The sequence below is a fragment of the Acinetobacter harbinensis genome, assembly GCF_000816495.1.
In the GTDB taxonomy this organism is placed as follows: Bacteria; Pseudomonadota; Gammaproteobacteria; order Pseudomonadales; family Moraxellaceae; genus Acinetobacter; species Acinetobacter harbinensis.
In genome coordinates, this window is record NZ_JXBK01000001.1 from 1,686,065 (window position 1) to 1,706,107 (window position 20,043).

13 protein-coding genes and 1 pseudogene are annotated in these 20,043 nt (G+C 38.2%); 3 read left to right on the forward strand and 11 right to left on the reverse strand.

Translation table 11 applies throughout. The annotated features are described in order from the left end of the window. Positions 1-566 precede the first annotated feature (566 nt). Positions 567-1,889, forward strand: coding sequence for an ISNCY family transposase (locus SE27_RS07855; RefSeq protein ID WP_081406890.1), 1,323 nt, complete (start codon positions 567-569; stop codon positions 1,887-1,889). Between the two features lie 391 nt (positions 1,890-2,280). Here the strand turns inward: SE27_RS07855 and SE27_RS07860 are convergent. From SE27_RS07860 to SE27_RS07910, 11 genes and pseudogenes are all read right to left on the reverse strand, one after another. After that, a pseudogene (locus SE27_RS07860) lies at positions 2,281-2,976 on the reverse strand (OmpA family protein); the annotation flags it as partial. A gap of 69 nt (positions 2,977-3,045) precedes the next feature. Continuing rightward, positions 3,046-4,005, reverse strand: coding sequence for a type VI secretion system-associated protein TagF (gene tagF, locus SE27_RS07865; RefSeq protein ID WP_039622354.1), 960 nt, complete (start codon positions 4,003-4,005; stop codon positions 3,046-3,048). Between the two features lie 48 nt (positions 4,006-4,053). Continuing rightward, positions 4,054-7,854 carry a type VI secretion system membrane subunit TssM gene (gene tssM / locus SE27_RS07870; protein WP_039622356.1) on the reverse strand — a complete coding sequence of 1,267 codons (3,801 nt, stop codon included), beginning with the start codon at positions 7,852-7,854 and terminating at the stop codon, positions 4,054-4,056. A 35-nt stretch (positions 7,855-7,889) separates the two neighbouring features. Continuing rightward, a complete protein-coding gene (locus SE27_RS07875) occupies positions 7,890-9,305 on the reverse strand; it encodes a hypothetical protein (protein WP_039622357.1) in 1,416 nt (471 codons plus the stop codon). Next, positions 9,302-10,294 (reverse strand): type VI secretion system baseplate subunit TssG, encoded by a 993-nt coding sequence (tssG, locus tag SE27_RS07880; protein WP_039622359.1) that lies wholly within the window; start codon positions 10,292-10,294, stop codon positions 9,302-9,304. The genes SE27_RS07875 and tssG overlap by 4 nt, the downstream gene beginning before the upstream one ends. Further along, positions 10,258-12,066, reverse strand: a complete 1,809-nt coding sequence (gene tssF / locus SE27_RS07885) for a type VI secretion system baseplate subunit TssF (protein ID WP_039622362.1) — start codon at positions 12,064-12,066, stop codon at positions 10,258-10,260. Before tssF ends, tssG begins: the two co-directional genes overlap by 37 nt. 11 nt (positions 12,067-12,077) lie before the next feature. Continuing rightward, positions 12,078-12,554: a type VI secretion system baseplate subunit TssE gene (gene tssE, locus SE27_RS07890; RefSeq protein WP_039622364.1), complete on the reverse strand. Its 477-nt coding sequence runs from the start codon at positions 12,552-12,554 to the stop codon at positions 12,078-12,080. Between the two features lie 65 nt (positions 12,555-12,619). Continuing rightward, the gene (locus tag SE27_RS07895) at positions 12,620-13,123 is read right to left on the reverse strand and encodes an Hcp family type VI secretion system effector (RefSeq protein ID WP_039622365.1); all 504 of its coding nucleotides are present in this window, start codon (positions 13,121-13,123) and stop codon (positions 12,620-12,622) included. 49 nt (positions 13,124-13,172) lie between these two features. Continuing rightward, positions 13,173-14,654: a type VI secretion system contractile sheath large subunit gene (tssC, locus tag SE27_RS07900; RefSeq protein WP_039622367.1), complete on the reverse strand. Its 1,482-nt coding sequence runs from the start codon at positions 14,652-14,654 to the stop codon at positions 13,173-13,175. Next, positions 14,647-15,150 (reverse strand): type VI secretion system contractile sheath small subunit, encoded by a 504-nt coding sequence (gene tssB, locus SE27_RS07905; protein WP_039622369.1) that lies wholly within the window; start codon positions 15,148-15,150, stop codon positions 14,647-14,649. Before tssB ends, tssC begins: the two co-directional genes overlap by 8 nt. A 22-nt stretch (positions 15,151-15,172) precedes the next feature. Beyond that, positions 15,173-15,847 (reverse strand): hypothetical protein, encoded by a 675-nt coding sequence (locus tag SE27_RS07910; RefSeq protein WP_052251717.1) that lies wholly within the window; start codon positions 15,845-15,847, stop codon positions 15,173-15,175. A 360-nt stretch (positions 15,848-16,207) separates the two neighbouring features. Here SE27_RS07910 and tssH point away from each other — a divergent pair, with 360 nt between their 5' ends. Further along, entirely contained in the window at positions 16,208-18,886 is a 2,679-nt protein-coding gene (gene tssH / locus SE27_RS07915; RefSeq protein WP_039622371.1) for a type VI secretion system ATPase TssH, read from the forward strand. A gap of 27 nt (positions 18,887-18,913) precedes the next feature. Further along, positions 18,914-20,041, forward strand: coding sequence for a type VI secretion system protein TssA (gene tssA / locus SE27_RS07920; RefSeq protein ID WP_039622374.1), 1,128 nt, complete (start codon positions 18,914-18,916; stop codon positions 20,039-20,041). Positions 20,042-20,043: the final 2 nt, after the last annotated feature.

Here is a 20,043-nt window from a genome sequence, read left to right on the forward strand (position 1 = left end):
ACTTAATATAAAGTAGTGACACTTGCCTAGACTAAATCTTACATAAGTGCTTTAAAATTAGGCTAATGAAATTAATATTCACTCTATACTTTTAAATCAAGTGACACAGAGATTCATCTAGGCCAAGAACGCATGAAGGCACATTTTACTTATAGATAGAATAAAAAAGAATTGACCGAAACTTTATCCGTATGAAACAAAAGTGCTTTAAAAGCAGAATTAAGATTTATTCTCTGATTGATCTTATTTAAAAATAAATTAAGCAATGTTGCTTGAATTCATATCTACACAGAATCAATTTTGTTTAGATATTTTTTCTGCCGAATATTACTCAGAATTTTTAGCTTTGGCTGGCGAATGAAGCATTTATACAATCAGACATTGATATTAGTGCTGTAGTTAGGGCTATATAGGCCATATCTTTTATTTAACATAATATACATTATACGAAATTTAGCGTGTAAGCCCAAAATAGAAATGTCCGGTTTCTCCAAAGTAAAAATGTCCGCTTTTAGAATATGCACTTTTGCAATTTCCTTAGCGGACGGTTTGATATGTTGGTGTCTATGTCGGATAAAGAACTTAAACGATTGTCGATCTTGCAGGAAATCTGTGATCAACGCATAACTCAATCCCAAGCTGCTCAGCTACTGCATATTTCAGAACGTCAGATCAGACGCTTACTGCAAAAATACAAAGCTCAAGGTCCCGCTGCATTAGCCCATGCCGGTCGTGGCCAAACCAGCAATTCCAGGCTTCCTGAAGAGATCAGACTCAAGTGCCTCAATCTGGTCGCTGAACAATTCCATGGTTTCGGACCAACTTTAGCCCATGAAAAGCTGACTAGCGTTTATGGCTTTAATATTTCAGTAGAAACCCTGCGTTCCTGGATGATTGCAGCCGATTTATGGATTCCTCGCGCCAAGCGCCTGAAACGCCCGTATCAGCCTCGATATAACCGGGATTGTTATGGTGAACTGATCCAAATTGATGGCTCACATCATGACTGGTTTGAAGGACGAGCACCTAAATGCTGTTTACTGGTGTTTATTGATGATGCTACAGGAAAATTGCAGCATTTACGCTTCTGTGAATCAGAATCAACCTTTGACTATATGATTTCAACACGCCTGTATGTTGAACAGCACGGTAAGCCCTTAGCGTTTTACAGCGATAAACATTCAGTATTTAGAGTGAATCAGAGCAGTAAACAAGAAACTAAAATAACGCAGTTTGGACGTGTGCTGAGTAGATTGAATATTGATATTATCTTTGCCAACTCCCCACAGGCCAAGGGTCGTGTAGAACGCGCCAATAGAACCCTTCAGGATCGTCTGATTAAAGAGATGCGCCTAGAAGGTATCAATAGCATTGCAGAGGCGAACGCCTGGTTGCCCTGCTTTATTGAGCAATTTAATCGTAAGTTTGCCAAAGTGGCATCGAATCCCAAAGACCTACATCGCTGCAGCACTGAAACCCCTCAGGAATTAGATAGTATTTTTACTTGGCGGGAACCACGTAAAGTCAGTAAAAGCCTCACCATTACCTACGATAAGTGCATTTATATTTTAGAAAATATTGAACAAAACCATACTTTGATGGGTAAATATATTGAGTTCTTAGAATATCCAGATGGTACGGTTGGCATTGAGTATCAAGCAAGAAAGATCAATTACAGCATCTTTGATAAATTAAGTCAGCTGAATCAGCGAGAAGTAGTTGAGAACAAGCGTTTAGGGTCTGTCTTAGCGCATATCCAGCAACAATATGAAGAACTGGATAAGCAAAACAAACGCTCTAGATCTAAAAAAAGTATGCCGAGTCGTAAAGCTCAGAAAGCCATTATTAAACAAAGAAAGTTAAATCCTGTGCTTGACTCTTGTGGTTAAAAACAGGACATTTTAAATGGTTTATCGCATAGACATTTTAATTGGTGAATAACACGTGATGAACAATAGACATCATGTTTTAATGCTTTGTAATTTTTGCAATCATACGAACATTTATACGCTGGCTAAGATATAAAGTTTTTATCCATATCACTATTCAATGTTTAGACGCTATCTAATGCTTAGTATGCAATGTGCTGCTATGGCTTTAAATAGATTTAGTGATTTGCTTAGATTTTAACCGCTCAATACAGTAAGCATAAAAAATGGTATTTAGCGATAAAATCTAAATACCATCGTTTAGTCGATATAGATTGGTTAAAATAGCTTGCTTGAGCAAACATAAATATCCGCGATAAAAAATCTATTTTTTATCGCTTGCATAGTAGATCTATAACACTTCAAATTCAATTCGACGGTTTTTCTTACGACCTTCTAACGTGCTGTTATCAGCAACGGGCTTATTAGAACCCATGCCTTCAATGCTTAAATTATCAGCTGAAATATTTTTACCGATGAGATAAGTTTTTACTGCCGTCGCTCGTTCTTGGCTTAAGGTTAAGTTTTTAGCAGCATCACCGGAACTGTCGGTATGCCCTATCACTTTGACCTTTTTACCGCCCACTTTATGTAAGGCAAGCGCCATTTCATCTAAAATCTGACGGCCGGATTGGGTTAAAATACTACTGCCCGATTCAAACTCGATAATTCTGTTTTTCAGCGCATTATCAATAATTTTCTGTTCTGCTTGATTGACAGATAACTGGGTATTTAAGCCATAAGGTGCTTTCACCAAACTTTCAAAATTCGCTGTAATTGGCTGAATATCAGGTTGATTGGATAATTTTCCGCTTAATTCAACCTTTGTACCGCGTACTGAAAGCTTACCTTGCTTGATCTTTTTTAAGTCAGGATGAATGACATTGGTAACAGATTCACTCCAACCATTGGGTGCAGAGACAGCTCGAACTTGAATTTTATCAACCACTTGATCGGCACCATAAACTGCATACATTTTACTTAAAATTGCATTTTTGGTTGCTTCATTGGGTACAGCGCCTTCAATGACAATAGGTTCAGCAGAGGCTGCTAGGCTTACAGTTAAAGCTAAGAAAGCACTACAGAGGCGTTTAAAATAGTATATTTTTATCATATTTTATTCATCTACAAAAGTTTGTCTAAAGAGTTTGATCGCTTGCGTTAAGCTTAATTGACGTTCGCACAATGATTGCTCTAAAGCTGCCAAACCTGCATTTTGTTCTAAATGCGCATCAATCCACTCTGCAGTCACTAAAGACACCCAATGCTGTGAATGCATATTCTGGGTAAATATCTCACTTAATGCCAGAATATCAGCACCTTGAAAGCCACAGATCAGCGTCGGTGAGTCCGCATGAATAATCCCCATGAATAGCTCGACATCCTGCTCAGAGACAAAATGATTAATTAAGTTGATCCAGAAAGCGCCAATTTCATAGCAATAACTGGCATTATTGATTGGTAAAATCAGGACTTTTTTTAATCTTTCTGTGCCATGTTGAAGTACAGGCTGCAGCAACAATCCCAGTCCAATCATACTTTGTGCCAGTGCATCCGGACTAATTTTCATTAATTGTGCAAAGGAATGAATGGTGTGCCGCTCATACAATGCGGCACTTTCTAGATGACTAAACACCTGAATATCATTGCTTAATTTACTTAATTTATCCAGTAAAAGATCAGGGTCCCGAATGGAGCGCATCACACGATTTTTTTGAAATAAATCAATTAAGGTATGTTTATAGTTGTAGGGCGCGTATGAGATATTATCATATGCGCTGTCTACTTCTAATAGATGACTTAAGACCATTGGAAATTGTCGGCCGGAACTGTCCTGACTGCTAATTAGGTTGGCCAGCAAAAATTTATTGTCTTGTGGATTGGCAATTAGAAAATCCAGTGAAGGCAGTTTGCTATAGCTGCTACTAAAATCTGGCGATTGCATTGCCGATTCCAAAGCTTCAGTAATCCATTGGTCTATTAATTGAATTAAAGCAGACTGTCCACGTGTTTTAAGAAAATCGCCCCATGCTGGATATTTACCGTAGTACAGTGGCAAGGTCTTCATCTCATACATCAACACGCTCCTTGCCTTTGACAAAATCATTTACTGCTTTTTGCTCAATCATGGTGTGACTCCAGCACTCTGTGTGGTCGGTTTTACCGCGGCTACAGGTGTAGGCGCAGCCTGTGCAGCAACCACACGAATGGATTTATTGTTCACCACACGATCGACCAACGACATTCCAGCATAGTCGCGACTTGAACCGACACCACCTGAATTTCCACTAATTAAGCGGAAGTTCACTTTGACCGAAATATTAGAATTTTGCTGACTTTTCCATACCATTTCAAAACTACCATTGCCTTGAGTACGCTGTGCGCCATCAATCAGACGGTTAATACCATATTCACCAGGTTCATCGAAAACGGTATAGCTCTTGCCATCTAAATCAACTGCGGTAATTCGCGCCCCTGGAATAGCGCCTTTATTTGGCCAGACAAAATTCACCCACTGTTGAATGCCATTTTCATAGACCATTCTTTGGCCATCAATATCAATGGTATAAGACAATAACTGTGGATTCTCTAAAGGATAGAACTGGAAGTTAGATTGATTAACCGCAGCTGGCGCGGCAGTTTGATTTAACTCACCGGTGGCCATGGCGTTATTGGGTGAAACATAGGTTTGGAAATTCACCACAAACTGTGGATTTAAACTAATACCTAAATCTTTCCACGTTTTCGAGGTTAAACTATAACCGCGACGAATCACCAATGGATCGAGATTATCTTTGACAAAGCGCGCAATACTGCCATTTTCACCAAAAATTTGACTAATTTCATTGCTGGTGGCTTGCAGTGTGGCAGAGGAATTGAACGGATATTTCTGGCTTAAATTGTCTTTAAACGGTTGATTGACTTTAATCAGCCATAATTTATTCAGTTCATCCTGTGCTGGAATCAATAAACTATCAAAAGATTGGGTAAGTGGATTCATCAACAATTTTTGCAGCATTTGTTGATCAATCTCATTTAAACCCACTGACATTTTCTCATCAATCACTTTTTGTGTTTGGTTAAAGACCGAAGTTTGCTCATTAATGGTTTGCTTAACCAGTGCTATGGTCGATGGACCAATATCCCCCGCGCTTTTTAGGTCATTAAACTTACTGCGAACTTGTGCCAATGACTGCATATATTCATCTAACAGTGATTTATTCTGCTGATCGTCACGCTTACGCACCATTTGATAAAACATCTGGAATTCTTTTGCAATAATTCCTTGCGCTGGGTTAGATGCTTGCACGGCTTTAACTTCATTTCTATTGAGAACTTTAGCTTTAAACCATGCCACAAAACCTGTTTTTGGAGCTGCCAATTCCGCTTGTACAATCGGATTATCCCAACTGGTTTCTCGTGCAATATGCTCGATTAAAGCACGAATAGGTGAATTTTCAGCCTCGCCTAAAAGTTCAATATTTTTGCTTTGCTGTTTAAAGTCCGTGGTTTTGGCGTAGTAAACCCCATTTAAAAATTTACGCCATTCTGCAATGTATTCTTGCTTATATAGCGCGGTTAATTGCTTACGAATTTGATCTGGACTGCCACTAAATGTTAAATCGTCAGATTGTGTACTGTTTAACACCCAATCTTTGCTGTCCGTAGGACGGTTAGCCGCTTGATCAATGGCTGATTCAACATATTCCGACCATGCTTTATAGGTAAAGATACCCGGTAAGGCATAACTGCCCAAAATGACATTTTGGCCATTTTCTTTGACCAATTGTTTGGTGGTCACGGCTGGATAACGCACCGCTGCACGCATCTTAATTTCATTATAAACCCGATCGCGTGCTGGAATACCTTGCGTTACAGCCAATAAGGTTTGACGCGTTTGATCTACAATTAACGGATCAGACTCAAGAACCGGAAAGCTTCGATCATTGGCCAATGTCATCGTATAAGATAAAATTTGCTCCGCTTTTTGGATCATCTCGCCACGTGGCATTTGACCGCGATTGGAATCTAACCAAGAACGCCAAAAACGGGTGACTTGATCACTTAAATGCCCTGAATCCATATATTGTGGATTGCTCATCATTAAGTAGGCTTTAAGCGCGTTATAAGCATCTTGTGGGTTGCTGTCAGAGGGTTCTAAATACTGCTGATTGCTTGCGGCGGCTTTTACATCTAAATGAATATGATTGGCTTGAAGTGCAGCTTGATTGTTTTTGACCCGTTGTAGATATTGCGCAATATTTTGCTGAGTCGGCTGTAAAACCAGAAATTTTACCCCTTTTAAATACTCAGCTTTTAAGGTGTCGTGCAATTCATCGCCTTGATACAAGCCAAAACCAAATTTCAGCGGTTTATCTTGCTCAAATTGATCCAATTGCTGCATACGTTGTTGCAAGATCAATAATGCATCAAACTGCGAGGACAACTCTTGTCCTGATTGTTTTTCTAATTGCACTACTCGATTTAAATCGGCTTGTACATCTGCAATCAATTGTTGATTATTTCGATATGACCACAGCCATAAACTTAAAATAATCGATACCCCAACCAAAGCCGCCATAAAGGTTAAGTAGCGCTGTTTTTTACGCTCGGGATTAATGTGCTGTTTAACCAAATCTTTATCTTTTAAGATTACCTCTGAAAATAAGCTTTTTAGAAAGTAACCGTGCTGCTGTTCAGCAGAATGATGAGAAATACTTTGGTCACTACTGGCGGTTTTAGATAATAAAAAATCCTGCGCAATTTGCGCCGTCATCGGGCTTTCTACAACGCCATGCTGTAAGGCACTGGTAAAATAAAAGCCACGAAATACCGGTTTAAATTGATATGGATTTTCTTCAAATAGAGTGCCAATAAACGTCGACAAGATTGGTTTGAGGCTTTTAAACTCTAAAGGAAAAGTCATCACGCTGGGTGAGATATTTTCCGAATGACGACGGCTTAGATGTGTGGTGCTGACTGCTTTTAAACCTTCATATAAAATAGAATAATGCTTCTCGAAAAGCTCAACTGCATTTTGGCTGGAATTAAGATCGTACTGTAATGTTGCACCCCAAACCTGATCGAATTCATTGGCTTCATAGCAATCAAAAAAGTCGGTAAAACCGGCAATTAAATCCATTTTTGAAAACACCAAATACACAGGTGTAAACACTTCTAGACGTTCGGTTAAATCTTGAATACGGGCGCGTAAATTTTTCGCCAATTTAATTGATTTCTCAGGGCTCTGACTGATTAATTCAGAGATACTGACCATCACAATTAAGCCGTTAATGGGTGCTTTAGAACGAATTTTCTTTAATAAATTTAAAAAACCCAGCCATTCTGATTGGTCTTCTGCATAGACTGAATAGCGTCCTGCAGTATCCAGTAACACCCCTTGGGTGGAGAAAAACCAATCGCAGTTACGTGTACCACTTAAGCCAGAAGACACCATTTTTTGATGTGATTCTTCAAACGGAAATTTAAGCCCAGAATTATAAATAGCGGAACTTTTCCCCGCGGCCGGATTACCAATGACCATATACCAAGGCAATTCATATAAAGCGGCATTTCCTCTTTTATCTCCCAGCTTGGATTTACGAATCAATTGAATCGACTCTTTCATCTGCTGCTGGATTAGTTGCAGTTCACCTTTATCATTTTGCTTGCCAAATCGTGCGTCAAGATCACTCTCGATGGCCTCGGTCAGCATTTCACCCTGCTTAGAATGACGACGTTTTTGAATTAACCAGTAAATACCATAGCCAATGACTGCCAGTGCATAAGCGGCAATCAGTGCCCAAAAAATATGGCGCGGAATGAGATTATAAGAAGAAATTAATGCCACTAAAAAAGATAGTGCAATAATGGCTTTGGGATTGGTTACGTACTGCCAGAAATAGCCTAAAATGGTATGAAACATGTGACTCTCGTTATTTTATTCATCTTTATTTAAATTTAAATGACGGGTTTAAGTGAATGCGATTCAAGATTAGCTTGAAAAAAGGCATGAGTAGAGGCTTGATCAGTGCTATAGATCATTGCCGTATTCTGCGTAGATAAATGCGGTCCCAACATAAAGCCACCAATTTTTGCCAACGCTTGCGTATCACCAAAAATTGGTTTGATATGTAAAAAATGATGACTTTCAATCAAAGCAGCTGCAAATGTTTGGTTGGTCTGCTTAATCACTTTAATCTCTGTTGCCTCATCTAACAGCAATACAAAAGGCTGCTCCTGCTCAATTGCGTCTACAGAATCTGGTGCGCCGTGACTTAAACAAGCAGATAAATCCTGTACATTTAACGCAATTTTCAGCTGTTTGATGGCTTCGGCCTGTTGAATTTTAACGTCTGGTGCAGCGATACACCAGCTAGATGCAAATTCTGCGGCCACATAATGATCGGTTTGCCACATTTTTTCATCCAATACATCTTGATCAATTTCAGAATCCACATTGATGAGTACAGAAACTTGTTCAGTTTGTGTGGAAATTTCATCTAATAAAGTCAACCAATCGCTATAGGCATTGGCTTGCTCAATAAAATGATGCTGAATATTCACTTGCTGTGAAACCACGCCTAATGTCTGCATAAAATCCAACAGCATGGCTTGCGCTGAATGTTCATCCCACAGCAATAACAGGTTATAAGGTAATAACAAATGAATATTAAGTTGGTTTAAACGCGGTACTTGCTGCGCCTGTTGCTCTACATGGTCTGGATCATCACTTTGATAATTCGCATCTATCCATGCCGGATGCATCCGATATTGATATGCAATTTCACTATCATAAAAAAAAGCAGACTGCTTTAAGTGCTCAGCTATGCTGTATAAAGTTTCACATTGTTGTTCTAATTGTTGTTGAATTAAAGCCTTGATTCGTGCCGTACGCCCTTCTTCTATTGTGCTGTCTGCATCTAGTTGCTCATCCAGCGCCGTAATGCGGTAAGACAAGACCGGTAAACCATAATTATTGGTTAAGCTAGGATCCAACTCGGGACTTTTAAAGTTTTTTAATTCATCAATAATGGCATCATCTTCTCCAAACGCACTCAAGGCAAAGGAAGAAAAAAGATTGAGATTTAACCACTTCACTGCTACAACGTCTTGTTTTTGCTCTACCACTTGTGGGGTTGCTTGTTGCTGTAGTCGTAACGCTTGCTGTTGTTTATGCTTTTTATAGCTCTGATAAGCTTGATAAATCAAATAAGGTGAAAGCAAGACAAAAGATAAAACTAATGGCAAAAGTATAAAATAAGAAAACAAGTCCATCGCAGATGGATCATATTGAATATCACGCCAATAATAGATCAGTGCGGCACTGACCAAAATAAAAATACTGCTAAAAACTGCAAGAATCAGTTTAATCATGAGAAGTCGGCCAACAGTGCATAACACGTCTCTGAATTATGTTCGGGTGCTTTCGGCATCAGAAAAGCCCCTTGTGCTAAACCTAAATGGGATTGGGCATTTAAGCACAGAGGTTGAATTGCCTCTGCTTTTAAAATGAGCCGTAAATCCACCATTAAGGTGGGGCTACACCAACTACTAAGCAGTTTTTTAAGCTTTTCACTCATCGTTTGATTGGGAAGAAAGCTTAAATATTCTGCTCTTGATAATGGCCCCACTTGAATTTCAATTTTTTCATCAATTTGACGAATATTTTCCCCACAAAAACTATTCACACCCAATAAGCCTGCATTTAAACCGCCTAAGGTCAGTTTTTGAGAATCGTCTAGTTTAAATTTTTCTTCTATAAATTCTTTAATTTTAAAATTGGTTTTAAAAATACACTTCAGCATGGTGGTTAAAGCATAAGTGGTATTATTTTGTCCCTGCATTAAGCCCGAAAATTCTGCAAAATAATCATCTAATTCTGCTTGGTTTTGTTGAGCGGCCACATAGCCATTTAACGCATGCAGAATATTAATATAATCATTTTCTTTTTCAATTTCATAACGTATCGGCAAGTGATAAGCCAAACTGGCATCAACATATTGTGCGGTGAGTTTATGATTGAATAAACCTAAAAAGTTAATGGTTTCTACTTTTTGATGTCGACCACTGTGTTTAATTTTTTGTGTATAAGTATAGGGTAAAGCGCCTTGTATACCGGTTAAACCGACCATTAAATTGGTTAGATAAATACGTTCATCTTCAACGCTTAAGCTCTCAATTTCAGCCAGTGGAAAATTAAGATTTAACGAGCTGTGAAATTTAAAGTCATTGGCCCAATACTGCGCTGAAGTATCAGATCTATGCCGCAATAAACGTGTCGCCTGAACAAAGCCATAAGATGTAGGTGTGGTAATCAGATCATCTATTATAGAAGCTTCTTGCCACCAATGTTTTGCACACATTGGTATAACTCCTGTTGGGTAGAAAAATCACTGACCACTAAATCGACGTAGCTGTTCATTTGAACTTTTAAATTAAAAATATGACTCAACAGCTGGGTGAAAATATACAGGCTCTGCCCTCTAAAAACTTGCGGATCAATGGTCAAATTGACTTTGACGCCACGTACAAATAAAGGAAAAGGCTTGGCTTCAACCAGTTTTTGCGTTAACGAAAAATCGAGACTTTTAATAGAATCAATAATTAAATAATTTTCTTTTAATTTAGATAAGTTATACAGCTCTAACAACTCTTTAATATGGCTTAAGGCATCACCTTTCATCAGGGGTAAAGTATTTAAAGACAGATGGGAAATGATTCGCCATTGCTGATTCTTATTTTGTTCAAAATAATAAGGTTTAGTCGGTCTTTTTAAAATGAGCGCACGCCGTGCCAGACTACTGTCATTTAAATTGAGTACATTATTGGCCTGACTCAGCGCTTCATGTGGTAAATCGTGATTTGAGCACAACAATTGAGTGCTAATAAAATCCGATTTAGTACTCTGTGGCAGCAACTGTTTAGAGGTAATTGAATATGTGGTTGGATTAAATTTATTCTGTAATTGTGTGCTATTTAAACTATAAAAAAATGGCACACTTTCTTGATGATAATGACTCATGGCAAAAAATGGCAAAATAGGAAAACTAACCTGATTCTGATTGCTCTTTTCCCGAATCATATTCATCTCTAGAATTGAATACACTTGATAAAATTCTGGATGGTGTGCATCGGTCATTAAAGAGTATTCTAATTGTTTATGATCCACTTTTTGTGGTTCAGCCTGCTTCTTAAATAGATTGACCACTGGGGTTGAGAATAACTTAAAATTCGCAATATTCAGTTCACTGTAATTCCGAATACAGGCTTGGTCATTTAAATTAAGTTTTAAGTGAATGAGTAATTCAAATTCTGCTTGATCAACAGGTAAATGAGTTAAAAAATTTAAGTTTAAATTCAAATAGTTAAATTTTTCAGGAAAGCAAAAATACTCCAGTAACAAGCGATAGGCATGATGGGTATGTTGATCAATCGGCAATAAACTTTCATTTTCTGCAAAACCCATCACTTCAAAAGGATTTTTAATATCAATAAAGCTGTTGCCAACTTTTAATGAAAACTGCGTTTCAGGACTAAATATACTATCCAACACCTGTAACGGAAAATTTGAAATCGCATCCAAATAAATCGGTAATTTTTCCTGAACCAGTACATCCTTGCTTTGATTGAAACATTCAAAAGCAAAGCTTAGCGTCGCATTTTGATTTAAATGCATATGTAAGCTGGGATTGGTTTTGAAGTTCAGATCAGTTAATAAAATCGGGAGTAATTTCACTTCTCTGGTGGTGTTAAATTCGCATTGAACACCTTTAAAGCTACGTGATTTTAGGGTGGTGGCCGGTGGAATGAGGTGTGCTTCTGTTAATTGCTTTAATTTATTCACATCTTCAAAACTCACCACTGAACACGCCGGAAAAGGACGCAGATATTGCGGGAACATCACCTCAAATAATGATCGGGTGAACACCTCATAACTGTCTGCCAGTTTCTTATCAATACGAGCAGCAATGAGCGAAAAGGATTGAATTAAACGCTCAATATGCGGGTCATCTATTTGTTCTTGATTCAGTGCTAAGCGCTGTGCAATTTTCGGATATTTTTGTGCAAAATCACGTGATTGTTGTGAAAATTCTTGTAATTGCTTCTCATAATACGGTAACAGTTCTTCAATCACAGAAAACTCACTTAGGATCTTGCAGAAATCACATATTGTTGTGTGGTGGGTTTTAACAAGGCATCAAAAACAACGGGTTCAAATAAAGGATAAATATTTAAATAAGCGTGAATGCTTAAACATAATGCGCCCATATTATGATCATCAAGCAGCATTTCAACTTTAATTTGTCTTAAGCGGGGTTCTTGAGCAGCAATGGATTGTTGAATTGACTGACAAATTTTATCGCGGTCCATGGGATTAGCCGTTGATAAACCCACAAAATCAATAATTCCAAATTGTAAAATCGAGTGTTTAACCAAAGGAAAATCATCGATAACATGATCTAATTTGGCCATACGACTGTTGAGTAAATCTTCTAAATCTGAAGCAATTGATTCACGTAATTCTTGTAGCGATATCCCCTGATAATTCTGCTCATTTTCAGGCAGAATCCGATCAAATAAGGTACTTCTAAAACCGTATGGATATAACTGATCTAGATTCATGTTGGACTAATTTATTAAAATAATAGCGAAAAAATAGAGGCTAACCCGAGTTAGCCTCTATTGTATTATGCTGCGTAAGAGGCAGTATTATTTGAAAGTGACCATTTTTTAGTCACAGCACCTTTTTGTGTGCCATTAATATCTTGTTGATTATATGTCCACTCTACAGCAGCATATTTCAAACCAAAGGCTTCAGTCGGTACACCTTCTTGGGTCACGTTAGGCGTTACGCTTGATACCAACACGTGTTTTAATTTGATTTGCAGATACTTCACGCGTTTATCGCCATTGGCACGATAAAAATCAATCTGTACTTCATCAAATGTGTAACCCGCTGAACATGCTTCCCACAGTTTTGGACTGGTTGCGTCTAAATCTTTAAGGAATAGCATATCTGCATGCTCAACACGTTCCGCAGTATGACCACCTACACTTGAAGATGTTGCAGATTTTGGCTGACGGATATTGTGCGTCCAAGAATTAACTTCTAGCCAATCTTTGTGCTCTGAGTCACGAGATTCGCCGTCGACTTTATACTTCCCTCGAAATTGTACATAGATATCTTTCATTATTTAAGCTTCCTATTTTAATTTAAAGTTATTCTCAAATTGCATTTTATTAATTAGATGACTGAGGTAACTCAGTAACCAGTCGTAAAGAGACTGACAATTCATCTAGCTGAAAATGTGGTCTTAAAAAAACCACAGACTTGTAGTGCCCCGGTTGAGCGGGATTCTCTACAACTTTTACCGAAGCTTCGCGAAGTGGATATTGCGCTTTGGCTTCTTGAGAGGCACCATCGTCTAGTAGGACGTATTGTGATAACCACTCATTTAAAAATACTTCAACACTGCCTGCCGATGCAAAACTACCAATTTTGTCACGCATCATGGCTTTTAAATAATGCGCAATACGCGATACGGCCATAATATATTGAATTTGGCTGGATAAAGCAGAGTTGGCATTGGCGGTATCGGTGTTATATTTCTTCGGTTTTTGTGCAGATTGCGCACCAAAAAATGCAGCATAATCTGTATTTTTACAATGTACTAAAGGAATAAAACCTAAATCACTGAGCTCTTTTTCACGACGATCTGTAATGGCAATTTCGGTTGGACACTTAAAGACCACTTCACCATCATTGGTTTTAAAGGTATGTACCGGTAGACCTTCAACCAAACCACCACCTTCAACTCCGCGAATAGCCGCACACCAACCATGCATATCAAAAGCATTGGTCAGTCGTGTTGCAAATGCATAAGCCGCATTCATCCATAAATATTCATCATGTTCTCGCCCGCTCACCTGCTCAACAAAGTTAAAACCTTCAGTGATGGTGCCATCTTTCGGATGATATGGGAGACGACCCAATACACGTGGCATAGTCAATGCCACGTAGCGCGCATCTTCACTTTCACGGAATGAACGCCATTGTACATATTCAGCAGTTTCAAATATTTTCGCAACGTCACGTGGACGATCCATATCGGTATAGGAGTCTAAACCAAAGATATGCGGACTTGCTGCTGAGATAAACGGTGCATGCGCTGCGGCAGCCACATGAGAAATCTGTTCTAATAAATACAGATCAGAGGGTGTACGATCAAACTCAAAATCACCGATTAAAGTGGCATAAGGTGCACCACCAAAAGAGCCATACTCTTCTTCATAGATTTTCTTAAATAAAGTGCTTTGGTCAAAGTCAGTTGCACTTTGAAAATCTTTGGTTAATTCTTTTTTGGTCGTATTTAACATACGAATTTTAATTAAAGAATGTGACGGAGTTTCTTGACAGAAATAATAAAGGCCACGCCAAGTAGACTCAATTTTTTGAAATTGTTCATGATGCATAATTTCGCTTAACTGACTTGAAATTAACGCATCAATTTCTGCAATTCTTTTATCAATTGACAGGGTCATGTTTTCTGAAACCACAATGGTTCCTGCCATGACTTCGCGCGCCAAACCACCAATTAAGCTTTTGGTACGACCATGTTCTTCATCATTACGCGCAATGCGACTTTGCTCAACAATGGAGTCAAGTAGTGATAGTTCTGCAACGTCGCTAGTGCTTGCAGTCGCAGTTTGTAAATTATTCATGCTCTGCCTCCGCACTTAATTCACGTACTTGATCGGTATTACGTAAAACTTCATCCAATAAATCTTCAAGACGTTCGTTATTGGAAATTTTATTACGTAAATCCGTTAGACGTTCGCGGGCTTGTACCAATTTACGCAGTGGATCAACTTGTTGCGCTACATTTTCTGGACGGAAATCTTGCATCGAATTAAAGGTTAAATCGACACCAATTTGCCCGCCTTCTTCAGTTAAAGTATTTTCAACGCGAAAAGCGGCACGTGGTGCTAAAGATTCCATTACTTCATCAATATTTTCTAAATCAACATTGATAAATTTCTTATCTTTTAATTTGGTTTTCTCTAATTCTGAAGCCGCAGAAAAATCGCCTAATACCCCAACCACAAAAGGCAACTCTTTGATTTCTTTCCCATCGCCAACTTCAACATCATAGGTCAGTTGTACACGTGGCGGACGAATACGCTGTAATTTTTTCTGTACACTTTCACGCTTAGCCATAAGTCTTCTCCTATTTTAATTGTTATTTCAATGAAGCGAATGGGCTAGATCCCGAAGCTTTTGGTTTTTCTGCTGGCGCTTTAACTGGTGTTGCAGCAACATTAGCGGGTTTTGAACGACTTGGCGTTACCGCTTTATTAGTGACGCGATTTGTAGTCGTTTTAACGGGGCTTGATTTAACCACCTTCTTCGGTTTAGCTACGCTGATGCTCACCGGTTTTGCATCGGAGGTATCAGGTTCAGGAAGTGATGCACGAATCCCATCAGACAATTGTTTAGCCGCTGGATACGTGCCTTCTAAACTTAAATAACGCATCTCATTGTTACGCATCTGCTGTAAAGCTTTATTGGCGATATCCACGCCTGCAAGGAAACTAATATCCGTCAGTGCAGTATGTTGAATATTTTGTTTACGTAAACTATCGACCAATTGTAAGGCTTTTAAATTATGACCTAATTTTTGATATTGTTGCGCAGCTTGAATGAGTAATTCGTTTTGCAGAACAATATTTTTCTTATTCTTTTTATCGCATATTTGGCTATAAATATTAATCAGATTAGAATCTAATTCACTAGAAACCAGAGCATAGTCTTTTAAACAGCTCTTTTTAAGTTCAGGCGCTTGCTCACTTGCAAAAGTAAGTTGACTGATTGAGATGATTGCAATTGACGATAGATAAAAAATCTTTTTATTCAAAATATTCCCCAAGTTTTTCTAAGTTTAATCGCCGCCAAAGATTGAATCCTAGCGTACGATTTTTCGAATTTAATTTTTTATGACTTCAAATCAATGTTGCGGATTTAACGAAAATTCTTGTATCAAGTCAACCTACATGATTGTTATTAATTAGGTATTATTGTTAAGTAATGTAAAAAAGACTGAATTCGTCCAAATGTCCTTTAACTTTTCTAAAAAATATGTAGAATATGAAAAGTGTTTTAATATAAAAATATAAGTTGTTGTTTTTTATAAGTATTTAAGTAAATTTGGGTGATAAGAATTAAATACTGAAAAGAAGATAAAAACTGATCGTTATTATAGAATCTTGGGTAATGTATGAATAATTTAAAAATTTTAATCACGAAGTTATCTTCTTGTGCCCGTCTTGCATTAGAAAAATCAGCCAATAGCTGTATTGCGCAACAAAATTATGAGATAGAAGTTGAACATTTATTTCTAGAGTTACTTAAACAAGATTCAAGCAATGATCTACAGCTCTTATTGGCAAAGTATAAGATTTCCCTTGATGGGCTCAGTGATGATTTACAAGAAAGTATTTCTCAATTGCCCAAAGGCAATAGCCGTAGTCCTATTTTTGCAAAATCGATTGTACGTTTATTAGAACAAGCTTGGTTATTGGCATCGGCACAGCAAAATCCATTGATTCGCAGTGGCCATTTATTGGTGGCTTTATTAACTGCGCCTGATCTTTATCAAATTGCGCTACGTGCTTCGAGCTTATTTGAGTTATTGCCGATTGAGATTATCAAACATAAGTTTTTAGATACCTGTGTAAAAAGCACAGAACATGTCTCTGAACAGCCCCAAGATGATTTAGATGACAGCAACACGCAGCCAGCAGAACCACGTTTAAAAACCACTCCTGCCTTAGATCAATACACCATTAACCTGACTGAAAAAGCCAAAAATGGTGATATTGATCCAGTGATTGGGCGTGAATTTGAAATTCGCTTGATGTTGGATATTTTAATGCGCCGTCGTCAAAATAATCCGATTTTAACCGGCGAACCGGGTGTCGGTAAAACTGCTGTAGTCGAAGGTTTAGCACTTAAGATTGCCAATAACCAAGTGCCCGATGCTTTAAAAAATGTACATTTACACACTTTAGATATGGGGTTATTACAGGCAGGTGCAAGCGTTAAAGGTGAGTTTGAAAATCGCTTAAAGCAAGTGATGAAAGAGGTTCAAAGTTCAAGTCATCCTATTATTTTATTTATTGATGAAGCGCATACACTGATTGGCGCAGGTGGGCAAGCCGGTCAAAATGATGCTGCAAATTTACTCAAGCCAGCGTTAGCACGTGGTGAGTTGCGTACAATTGCTGCAACCACATGGGCAGAATACAAACAATATTTTGAAAAAGATGCTGCTTTAAGTCGACGTTTCCAAGTGGTAAAAATTGAAGAACCTACTGAAGATGTGGCAATTGATATGCTACGTGCCATGATTCCGGTTATGGAAAATCATTTTAATTTACATATTGATGATGAATCAATTGTTGCCGCCGTACGTTCTTCTCATCGTTATATTACCGGTCGACAATTACCGGACAAAGCGGTCAGTGTGCTTGATACAGCTGCTGCTCGTGTGGCATTAACACAAAATGCGCAGCCGGTTAAGTTAGATCAACTCAAAGCCCAGCAACATAATTTGCATCTGGAACAATCAATTTTAGACAATGAACATAAAAATATTGCCAGTCATCATGAGCGCCTAGAGGCTTTAAGGCAAAAAATTGCACTGCTCGATGCAGAAATTCTGCATACCGAACAGCAATGGCATGCAGAATTAGCATTAGTACAAAAAATTCAGGCACTGAAAAAACAAGATTTACAACCTGAACATCATGAGCAACACCAATTAACCATCACTGCTTTACGCCAACAATTGACGGAAATACAAGGTGCAACGCCTTTGGTCTTTGAGCGCGTTAATACCCGAATTATCAATGAGATTATCTCTGATTGGACCGGTATTCCTATCGGCAATATGTTGAGTGATGAAATTCAAAAGATTTTAAGCTTAGAAGATAAGTTGTCTGAACGTGTGATGGGTCAAGACTATGCCTTACATCAATTGGTTCAAGGCATTAAAACCTCTAAAGCAAAACTTGAAGATCCGAATAAACCGCAAGGTGTGTTTTTATTGGTTGGCCCAAGTGGCGTCGGTAAAACCGAAACAGCTTTGGCATTGGCCAATGAATTATATGGAGGTGAATCTCATTTAATTACTATTAATATGTCGGAATACCAAGAAGCACATACCGTTTCATCACTTAAAGGTGCGCCTCCGGGTTATGTCGGCTATGGTCAAGGCGGCGTTTTAACTGAGGCTGTGCGACGTAATCCGTATAGTGTGGTGTTATTAGATGAAATTGAAAAAGCACATAGCGACGTTCAAGAGCTGTTTTATCAGGTCTTTGATAAAGGTACGCTTGAAGATGGCGAAGGTCGAGTAATCGACTTTAAAAATACCACTATTCTGTTAACCAGTAACTGTGGTTCAAGTGCAATTATGCAAGCCTGTTTAAATGTCGCTGTTGAAGAATGGCCAACGCCAGAGCAATTGATTGAAAAAATCAAACCAAGTCTATATCAACAGTTTAAACCGGCATTTTTAGGCCGTATGCGCGTGGTGCCTTATTTCCCCTTACATGATGATTTATTAATACGCATTATTGAACATAAGTTGTCTAAGATTACTCAGCGCCTAGAACAGCAATATTCAACCAAGGTGACTTATGGCGAAGATTTGCTGGAATTGCTGCTCAGTCGTTGTACTGAAGTGGATAGTGGCGCACGTACAATTGACAATATTCTGAATGCATCGTTACTACCTGCATTAGCGACACAGATTTTAGTGGGCTTAGCTGCGCAAAAAGTGCCTCAGCAGATTGCAATTCATGTCAAAGATGATGAGATGATTTATCGAATTGATCCGCCTATAAAATCAAGCAAAAAACAGCCCAAAAAAACCAAAGCACTTGAAGCATAATTTTTAGCAAGATTAAAAAGGTAAACTATGAGCTTAGAACTCGAAGGATTGTTGAAAGTAATTTCAGATGAAGCTCCTTGTGGAATAGATTGTTCTTTTTCCAATGAGTTTTATGCCATTAAAAAAGCCAGAATCCAAGATGATCCCTTATTAGAACAAGGCGATTGGGTTGCTGAACCCAAGCAAGCGGATTGGGCATTTGTTAGTAGTCAATCGATTGAGCTATTAACTGAAAAAACCAAAGATATTCGTTTATATGGTTGGTTACTTGAAGCTTGGTCAAATCTGTATGGTTTTGAGGGTATTGCCAAAGGACTTGAGTTAACCCAGCAAAGCTTAACTGAGTTTTGGATGTTATTACATCCAGAAATTGCCGAAGATGATTTAGATCAGCGCTTAGGTTTGTTACAAGGATTGATTAATCAACTTCCTGTATTAATTAAAAAAACAGCCATTACCAATACAGCCATCTCCTACTCTTTAATAGATTATGAGGCTTTATTACATCAACAAAACTTACGCCGTAAACATACTGAAGATTATGATGATGTACCGACAAATACATCATTAGAGCAATTTGAACAAGAGCTATTTAACACCTCTAAATCGTTCCAATATAAAAACTATCAAGCGTTTTTAGAGATTTTAAAACAGTGGAATATTTTAAGAGAAGTGTTGGATGGCTTGATGGGTGTTGATGCTCCCAGTTTTGCTGCCATAGAATCGCAATTAGAGTCGCTTCATAGCAATTTAAAGAAAATATATAAGACTGAGGCTTTTGGTTTACAGCCTGCTATGGCTACAGCAGATAGCGTAGATGAAAAATCTGCGGCAGATCAGCAAACATCAACGCAGCTTACTGAGCATATAGCGGTTGCTGCATCTGCAATCAATCAACCGTTTCAGCCACACATACAAAGTCACGTGGCCAACCGTGAACAAGCCATGCAGGTTCTACAAGAGATTAGTGATTATTTTCAACTCAATGAGCCGCATAGTCCAGTCAGCTATATGCTACAAAAAACAATTAAATGGAGTCAGATGCCACTACATGAATGGTTAGCACAGGTCATTAAGCATGAAGATCCTTTAGAAGCGGTGCATGAAATTTTGGGTGTACAAAGAAATACGAATGACACATATAACGATGGGTAAAT

Coding starts and splice junctions, on each gene's coding strand:
- SE27_RS07855 (WP_081406890.1), top strand. CDS start 567: ATGTCGGATAAAGAACTTAAACGATTGTCGATCTTGCAGGAAATCTGT.
- tagF (WP_039622354.1), bottom strand. CDS start 4,005: ATGTATGAGATGAAGACCTTGCCACTGTACTACGGTAAATATCCAGCA.
- tssM (WP_039622356.1), bottom strand. CDS start 7,854: ATGTTTCATACCATTTTAGGCTATTTCTGGCAGTACGTAACCAATCCC.
- SE27_RS07875 (WP_039622357.1), bottom strand. CDS start 9,305: ATGATTAAACTGATTCTTGCAGTTTTTAGCAGTATTTTTATTTTGGTC.
- tssG (WP_039622359.1), bottom strand. CDS start 10,294: ATGTGTGCAAAACATTGGTGGCAAGAAGCTTCTATAATAGATGATCTG.
- tssE (WP_039622364.1), bottom strand. CDS start 12,554: ATGAATCTAGATCAGTTATATCCATACGGTTTTAGAAGTACCTTATTT.
- SE27_RS07895 (WP_039622365.1), bottom strand. CDS start 13,123: ATGAAAGATATCTATGTACAATTTCGAGGGAAGTATAAAGTCGACGGC.
- tssC (WP_039622367.1), bottom strand. CDS start 14,654: ATGAATAATTTACAAACTGCGACTGCAAGCACTAGCGACGTTGCAGAA.
- tssB (WP_039622369.1), bottom strand. CDS start 15,150: ATGGCTAAGCGTGAAAGTGTACAGAAAAAATTACAGCGTATTCGTCCG.
- tssH (WP_039622371.1), top strand. CDS start 16,208: ATGAATAATTTAAAAATTTTAATCACGAAGTTATCTTCTTGTGCCCGT.
- tssA (WP_039622374.1), top strand. CDS start 18,914: ATGAGCTTAGAACTCGAAGGATTGTTGAAAGTAATTTCAGATGAAGCT.